This window comes from Pseudomonas sp. TAE6080 (assembly GCF_018732265.1).
Lineage (GTDB): Bacteria > Pseudomonadota > Gammaproteobacteria > Pseudomonadales > Pseudomonadaceae > Aquipseudomonas > Aquipseudomonas brenneri.
This window is the reverse complement of the sequence record NZ_JAHIDY010000015.1, coordinates 126,522-133,671: the sequence shown is the minus strand read 5'-3', so window position 1 is coordinate 133,671 and position 7,150 is coordinate 126,522. Positions and strand designations below refer to the sequence as shown.

7 protein-coding genes are annotated in these 7,150 nt (G+C 58.7%); 4 read left to right on the top strand and 3 right to left on the bottom strand.

Features of this window, described 5'->3' with window-relative positions:
• Positions 1–61: 61 nt before the first annotated feature.
• Positions 62–1,261 carry a tyrosine--tRNA ligase gene (tyrS, locus tag KL786_RS13845; protein WP_215517958.1) on the bottom strand — a complete coding sequence of 400 codons (1,200 nt, stop codon included), beginning with the start codon at positions 1,259–1,261 and terminating at the stop codon, positions 62–64.
• Between the two features lie 209 nt (positions 1,262–1,470).
• Here tyrS and KL786_RS13840 point away from each other — a divergent pair, with 209 nt between their 5' ends.
• Positions 1,471–2,883 carry a peptidoglycan DD-metalloendopeptidase family protein gene (locus KL786_RS13840; protein WP_215517957.1) on the top strand — a complete coding sequence of 471 codons (1,413 nt, stop codon included), beginning with the start codon at positions 1,471–1,473 and terminating at the stop codon, positions 2,881–2,883.
• 3 nt (positions 2,884–2,886) lie between these two features.
• Complete coding sequence (locus tag KL786_RS13835) at positions 2,887–3,978, top strand: anhydro-N-acetylmuramic acid kinase (RefSeq protein ID WP_215517956.1); 1,092 nt, start codon at positions 2,887–2,889, stop codon at positions 3,976–3,978.
• Positions 3,979–4,045: 67 nt separating this feature from the next.
• Here the strand turns inward: KL786_RS13835 and erpA are convergent, their stop codons facing one another.
• Positions 4,046–4,396, bottom strand: a complete 351-nt coding sequence (gene erpA / locus KL786_RS13830) for an iron-sulfur cluster insertion protein ErpA (protein WP_003176443.1) — start codon at positions 4,394–4,396, stop codon at positions 4,046–4,048.
• A 153-nt stretch (positions 4,397–4,549) separates the two neighbouring features.
• On the bottom strand, positions 4,550–5,584 hold the full coding sequence (gene argC / locus KL786_RS13825; protein ID WP_215517955.1) for an N-acetyl-gamma-glutamyl-phosphate reductase: 1,035 nt from the start codon (positions 5,582–5,584) through the stop codon (positions 4,550–4,552).
• 135 nt (positions 5,585–5,719) lie between these two features.
• Between argC and hemJ the strand changes: the two genes are divergently transcribed.
• Positions 5,720–6,148 (top strand): protoporphyrinogen oxidase HemJ, encoded by a 429-nt coding sequence (gene hemJ, locus KL786_RS13820; protein ID WP_032858499.1) that lies wholly within the window; start codon positions 5,720–5,722, stop codon positions 6,146–6,148.
• Positions 6,149–6,183: 35 nt separating this feature from the next.
• Complete coding sequence (locus KL786_RS13815; RefSeq protein WP_032858500.1) at positions 6,184–7,146, top strand: NAD(P)H-dependent flavin oxidoreductase; 963 nt, start codon at positions 6,184–6,186, stop codon at positions 7,144–7,146.
• The last annotated feature ends 4 nt before the right edge of the window (positions 7,147–7,150 follow it).

Sequence of the window (7,150 nt, the reverse complement as noted above, 5' to 3'; positions counted from 1 at the left end):
GCGCCGGAAGTGGGGCGAATTATAGACAGATATAAATCGCCGTCAACCGTTAATTCCAGGTTTATTCGGATTTAAGCGTAATACGCGCAAATGCCTTCTTGCCGGCCTGGCAAACGTGGGTCGCACCCAGTTCGTATATAAAGGTGCGATCGACAACCTCACCATCTATACGCACACCGCCAGACCCCAGAAGGTCGCGCGCCACTGCCGAGTTCTTCACCAGGCCCGCCTTATTAAGGACGGCAGCAATCGGCATCGCCTCGGCAGCATTCAATTCAATCTCCGGCAGATCATCCGGCAACTCGCCATCCTTCATGCGATTGCCCGCAGCACGGTGAGCGCTGGCCGCAGCCTCTTCACCATGGAAGCGCGCAACAATCTCTTCCGCCAGCTTGATCTTGACGTCCCGCGGATTCGCACCCGCCTCTACGTCAGCACGCAATGCGTTGATCTCATCCATCGAGCGGAAACTCAACAGCTCGAAGTAACGCCACATCAACGCATCAGGAATAGAAACCAGCTTGCCGTACATCACGCCCGGCGCTTCCTGGATACCGACATAGTTACCCAAGGACTTGGACATCTTCTTGACGCCATCCAACCCTTCCAGCAAAGGCATGGTCAGAATGCATTGAGCCTCTTGCCCATACGCACGCTGCAACTCACGCCCCATTAGCAGGTTGAACTTCTGGTCGGTACCGCCCAATTCGACATCGGCACGCAGCGCCACCGAGTCATACCCTTGAACCAGCGGGTACAGGAACTCATGAATGGCGATAGGCTGATTGGTGGAGTAGCGCTTATCGAAGTCATCGCGCTCAAGCATGCGCGCAACAGTGTACTGGGACGTCAGGCGAATAAAGTCCGCCGGCCCCATCTGATCCATCCACGTGGAGTTGAATGCCACTTCGGTCTTGGCCGGATCGAGAATCTTGAAGACCTGGGTCTTGTAGGTCTCGGCGTTATCGAGAACCTGCTCACGGGTCAGCGGCGGGCGCGTAGCACTCTTGCCGCTCGGATCGCCGATCATCCCGGTGAAGTCACCTATAAGGAAGATCACCTGATGCCCCAGTTCCTGGAACTGGCGCAGCTTATTAATAAGCACCGTGTGACCCAGATGCAGATCCGGCGCCGTCGGATCAAAGCCAGCCTTAATACGCAGGGGTTGGCCACGCTTGAGCTTTTCGATCAGCTCGGCCTCGACCAACAGTTCTTCCGCACCACGTTTGATCAGCGCTAGCTGCTCTTCAACCGACTTCATAACAGACCCGCAAGGCTCAGATTCAAAGGGAACCAACCATACAAGATCAGGGACTAATTACAAGTTTTGCCCTGCAAACGGACACCATTCGGCGAGCCCGGCATTCGCAAGCTTGCGCAACAGATGATTTGGTTATATTTTATACAGTTATTTCATCTTCATCATGTCATTCATCTTTTCCATTTCATCTTTTCAAAGTCAAATTACCTATGACCACTGAACCGTCTAAAGCGCCGCCGCTTTACCCGAAGACCCACCTGCTCGCCGCAAGTGGTATCGCCGCCCTTCTCAGCCTGGCACTCCTGGTATTCCCTTCCAGTGACGTAGAAGCCAAACGAACAACTCTGAGTCTTGACTTGGAGAGCCCGATTGAACAACTGACACAAGATCAAGACGCTTCTGACGCGCAACAAGCCACAACCGCAAGCGTCGAATCTCCCTTTGCACAGATTGAAGACAGTGCGGACGAGACCAAGGAGACCGCCCAGGCAGCACCTGTACCCCTGGTAGCGAAAGGCCCGGAGCACCGCGAAGTGATCGTGGCCAAAGGTGACACGCTGTCGACGCTGTTCGAGAAGGTCGGCCTTCCCGCCACGACCGTTAGCGACGTACTGGCCAGCGACAAGCAAGCCAAGCAATTCACCCAGCTCAAGCGTGGCCAGAAGCTTGAGTTCGAGCTGACCCCGGAAGGTCAACTGACCACCCTGCACACCAAACTCAACGACCTCGAAAGCATCACCCTGACCAAAGGCGCCAAGGGCTTTGCCTTCAATCGTGTGACCACCAAGCCGGTGATGCGCTCTGCCTATATTCATGGCGTGATCAACAGCTCGCTGTCTCAGTCGGCGGCACGCGCAGGCCTGTCCCACAGCATGACCATGGACATGGCCAGCGTATTTGGCTACGACATCGACTTCGCTCAGGATATTCGCCAGGGTGACGAATTCGACGTGATCTACGAACAAAAGGTGGCCAACGGCAAGGTCGTCGGCACCGGCAATATCCTGTCGGCGCGCTTTACCAACCGTGGCAAGACCTACACCGCCGTGCGCTACACCAACAAACAAGGCAACAGCAGCTACTACACCGCCGATGGCAATAGCATGCGCAAGGCCTTCATCCGTACTCCTGTTGACTTCGCCCGTATTAGCTCGCGTTTCTCCATGGGCCGCAAGCATCCAATTCTGAACAAAATCCGCGCACACAAAGGCGTGGACTATGCCGCACCGCGCGGCACACCTATCAAGGCTGCCGGCGATGGCAAGGTGCTGCTGGCCGGGCGCCGCGGTGGTTACGGCAATACTGTGATCATCCAGCACGGCAACAGCTACCGGACGCTTTACGGCCACATGCAAGGCTTTGCCAAAGGCGTGAAAACCGGCGGCAACGTCAAGCAAGGCCAGGTGATTGGCTATATCGGCACCACCGGCCTGTCCACCGGCCCGCACCTGCACTATGAATTCCAGGTCAACGGCGTGCACGTCGACCCGCTGGGCCAGAAGCTGCCAATGGCCGACCCGATCGCCAAGGCCGAGCGCGCGCGCTTCCTTCAGCAAAGCCAACCGCTGATGGCACGCATGGACCAGGAACGCGCCACCATGCTGGCTTCGGCGAAGCGTTAAGCGATGGCGCTCTATATAGGTGTGATGTCCGGGACCAGCCTCGACGGCCTGGACATTGCGCTGATCGAGCAGGACACGGCGGTCAAACTGATCGCCACACATTACATTCCCATGCCTGAAACCCTGCGTGCGGAGCTGCTGGGCCTTTGCGCCAGCGGCCCGGACGAGATTGCCCGCTCGGCGATTGCCCAGCAAAACTGGGTAACACTCGCCGCCCAAGGCATTCATGCCTTGCTGGAGCAACAGCAGCTCACTCACCACGACATCCGCGCGATTGGCAGCCATGGGCAAACCATTCGCCATGAACCTGCCCGTGGTTTTACTGTGCAGATTGGCAACCCTGCACTACTGACCGAACTGACCGGGATAACCGTCGTCAGTGACTTTCGTAGCCGCGATGTGGCCGCCGGTGGCCAGGGCGCGCCCCTGGTGCCTGCCTTTCACGAAGCATTGTTCGGCGAGGCCAGTGGCAACCGGGCAGTACTTAATGTCGGCGGCTTCAGCAACTTGAGCCTGATCGAGACCGGCAAACCGGTCGCGGGCTTTGACTGCGGCCCAGGCAATGTCCTGCTGGATGCCTGGATTCATCAGCAACAGGGCGTAACTTTTGACCGCGACGGCCAATGGGCCGCTGCAGGCAAGGTCGAGCCACTGCTGCTCAACGCCCTGCTCAGCGACCCTTTCTTCCTGACCCAGGGCCCGAAAAGCACTGGGCGCGAAGTCTTCAACCTGCCCTGGCTTCATCAGCATCTCGGCCAACTGCCAACCTTCAATGCGCAGGATATCCAGGCCACGCTACTGGAGCTGACAGCGCAGACCATCGTCGAATCGCTGAAAGCCGCACAGCCGCAAACCGAAACCCTGCTGGTGTGTGGCGGCGGCGCTCATAACACGACACTGATGAACCGCCTCGCAGCCATGCTACCCGCCACCCGCGTCAGCAGTACCGCCACCCATGGCGTAGACCCCGACTGGGTTGAGGCCATGGCCTTCGCCTGGCTGGCCCATTGCTGCCTTGAAGGTATCGCCGCCAACCGCCCAAGCGTGACAGGCGCCCGCGGCCTTCGCGTACTTGGTGCGATCTACCCCGCCTGAAACGCAGATAGCAAAACGCCGCTTGACCCCATAAGAGTCAAGCGGCGTTTTGCCTAGACGCTATCGATCAGATCGAGAACGACGAACCGCAACCACAGGTCGTGGTGGCATTCGGGTTCTTGATCACAAAGCGCGAGCCTTCCAAACCTTCCTGGTAATCCACCTCGGCACCTGCCAAGTACTGGAAGCTCATCGGATCCACGACCAGGCTTACGCCCTCGCGCTCGACGATGGTGTCGTCATCGGCCACATCTTCATCGAAGGTAAAGCCGTACTGAAACCCTGAACAACCGCCGCCCGTAACGAATACGCGCAGCTTCAAGCGATCATTACCCTCTTCATCGACCAGGCTCTTCACCTTGTGCGCAGCACCGTGGGTGAATTGCAAAGCCGTGGGGGTGAAGGATTCAACGCTCATGCTGATAATCTCCCGGCGTAGCGCCGCCATATGCGTGATGGCGGCCATTATCCGCTTCTCCTAGAAAAGCGGTCAACTATTATGGGAGCAGCGGCAAGCTTCAAGTTGTTAGCTCCAAGCTTGCGGCTTACAACTTGAAACTTGTAGCTGCCTTTAAGGCAGCATGCCGGCATGGGACAAGCCGAGCTTCTCATCGAGGCCGAACAAGATGTTCAAGTTCTGTACCGCCTGGCCTGACGCGCCCTTGACCAGGTTATCAATGACCGACAACACCACCACCAGGTCGCCATCCTGCGGACGATGCACGGCAATCCGGCACACGTTGGCGCCGCGCACACTGCGGGTTTCCGGATGACTGCCAGCCGGCATCACATCGACGAACGGCTCATTGGCGTAACGTTTTTCAAACAATGCCTGCAAATCCACCGAGCGGTCCGTGACGGTTGCATAGAGTGTCGAGTGAATCCCACGGATCATCGGGGTCAGGTGCGGCACGAACGTCAGTCCGACCTCACTGCCGGCCGCCCGACGCAGGCCCTGGCGAATTTCCGGCAGGTGGCGATGCCCTTTAACGGCATACGCCTTCATGCTTTCCGAGGTCTCGGAGTACAAGGAGCCTACGGCCGCACCACGACCAGCGCCGCTGACGCCCGATTTGCAGTCGGCAATCAGGCGCGAGGCATCTGCCAGGCCGGCTTCGAGCAGCGGCAGGAAGCCCAACTGGGTAGCCGTCGGATAGCAACCTGGAACGGCAATCAGGCGCGCCTGCCTGATCTGCTCGCGATTGACCTCAGGCAAACCGTACACCGCCTCTTCAAGCAGCTCTGGAGCACCATGGGGCTGGCCATACCACTTGGCCCACTCATCGGCATCCTGCAGGCGGAAGTCCGCCGAGAGATCAATGACCTTGGTCCCGGCGGCCAGCAACTCGCCCGCCAACGCATGGGCAACGCCGTGGGGAGTGGCGAAGAACACCACATCGCAGGCGCCCAGGGTCTTGATGTCTGGCACGCTGAATGCCAGGCCATCGTAATGACCGCGCAGGTTGGGGTACATATCGGCAACGGCCAGGCCGGCCTCGGATCGGGAGGTGATGACCACCACCTCTGCCTGCGGATGCTGAGCCAACAGACGCAGCAATTCGACACCGGTGTAACCCGTGCCGCCGACGATACCGACCTTGACCATAAACCTGCCCTCAACGAACCACTGGAAAGCCGTCGATAATAGGGGCCGTATCGTTCTGCGACAACCGTCAAGGTGACGCGTGGGCGCTCTAACCTCTACTATCTCCAGTTACCGTGAACCTGGGAATAACTAAAAATGCTTTATCTATGGCTCAAAGCTTTTCATATCGTCAGCATTGTCTGCTGGTTTGCCGGGCTTTTTTACCTGCCGCGCCTGTTCGTCTACCACGCACAAAGCCAGGATGCTGTCAGCCAGGAACGCTTCAGTATCATGGAGCGCAAGCTGTACAAGGGCATCATGCTGCCGGCGATGATCGCTACGCTGGTATTCGGCATCTGGCTGATCAGCCTTAACCCGAGCGTTTTCAGCCAGGGTGGCTGGATGCACGCCAAGCTGACCCTGGTGGTGATCCTGATCGGCTACCACCATATGTGCGGCGCCCAGGTAAAACGTTTTGCCCGTGGCGAAAACACCCGCAGCCATGTCTTTTATCGCTGGTTCAATGAAGTGCCAGTTCTGATATTGCTGGCTATTGTAATTTTGGTCGTCGTAAAGCCGTTCTAACTCTAATCAGCCGCACTTAATCCGGGGTACTTCCAATGTCGCTGCCCGCTCTGCTTGAACAACGCCTGCGCCTGCCTGTAGTGGCTGCGCCGATGTTCCTGATTTCCAACCCGCAACTGGTCCTGGCGTGCTGCCGCAATGGCGTGGTCGGGAGCTTCCCGGCACTCAACCAACGCGAAAGCAGCGGTTTCAAGGCCTGGCTGGAAGAAATCGAAGCGGGCCTGGCGCTGCTGGACAACCCCGCGCCCTACGCGGTCAACCTCATTGTGCACAACAGCAACCCGCGCCTTGAGGCTGACCTGGCGATCTGCGTCGAGCACAAGGTGCCGATCGTCATCACCAGCCTGGGGGCGGTCAAGGAGCTGGTAGACGCGGTACACAGTTACGGTGGCCTGGTGTTCCACGACGTCACCACCCGACGCCATGCCGAAAAAGCCGCCGAGGCCGGGGTCGACGGGTTGATCGCCGTAGCCGCAGGGGCTGGTGGCCACGCGGGCACCTGGAGTCCATTCTCGCTGATCGCCGAAATCCGCCAGTTCTTCGACAAGACCCTGCTGCTGGCCGGCTGCCTGAACCATGGGCACGAGATCCTCGCCGCGCAATTGCTCGGTGCCGATCTGGCCTATTTCGGCACGCGATTTATCGGCACCACTGAAAGCCACGCCCCCGATGCCTACAAAGAGATGCTGCTCACATCCCGCGCAGCCGATATCGTGCACACTCCGGCGGTGTCCGGCGTACCCGCGAGCTTTATGCGCCAGAGCCTGGAAAACGCCGGTTTCGACCTCGCCGCCCTGCAAGGCAAAGGTGAAGTCAACTTCGGCTCCAAGCTCAAGCCTCTGAGCGACGAGGCAAAGGCCTGGAAGACTGTATGGTCCGCCGGCCAGGGCGTCGGTGAAATTGACGACTTGCCCAGCGTCGATGAACTGGTTGCCCGCCTCGATGCCGAATACCGCAAGGCGCGTGAGCAAGCGGTACAATTGCGCTGGCCACGCTGACCCA